General features: G+C 63.1%; 1 protein-coding gene. It reads left to right on the top strand.

All coding sequences use genetic code 11. From position 1 onward, the window contains the following. Nucleotides 1–79: 79 nt before the first annotated feature. Nucleotides 80–507 (top strand): relaxase domain-containing protein (locus tag A5780_RS42995; protein ID WP_156769404.1); only part of this gene is annotated, 428 nt, incomplete at its 3' end.

Raw genomic sequence — 507 nt, 5'->3', positions numbered from 1 at the left:
TCACACAAAAATTTCACACCTCATGCTCCCAGGTAACGAACCGATAACGACAATATCGGGAGCGGCGTAGCCTGGATTCATGATGTCGCTGGCGAAGATTGCGTCCGGCGACGGCTATGAGTATTACCTGCGGAATATCGCCACGAATGACGCCAATGAGCGTGGCGCGCAACAGCTCGCCGATTATTACAGCGAGCGCGGCGAGTCCCCGGGTCGCTGGGTGGGGTCGGGGTTGGGAGCCCTGGATATCGTCGAGGGAGACATCGTCACCGAATCCCAGATGCGGGCCTTGTTCGGGCGCGGGATGCATCCGAACGCGGACGCGATCGTCGCGCAGCTGGCAGCCGAGCAGATGGCCGATGGTGTCTCGCCGCGGGTGGCCCGCCTCTACGGCGCGAAGATGGCCCAGCTCGGCCGCCCCCACAACCGGTATGTGGTCGACGAGGCCGGCTACCGATTCGAATGCGCCCGCGCCTACGCCGAATACAACCGTGCCCAAGGCCTCAT

This window comes from Nocardia sp. 852002-20019_SCH5090214, from assembly GCF_001665865.1.
Taxonomy (GTDB): domain Bacteria; phylum Actinomycetota; class Actinomycetes; order Mycobacteriales; family Mycobacteriaceae; genus Nocardia; species Nocardia nova.
Note: the sequence above shows the minus strand (reverse complement) of the source record. Positions and strands in the feature narration are given on the sequence as shown.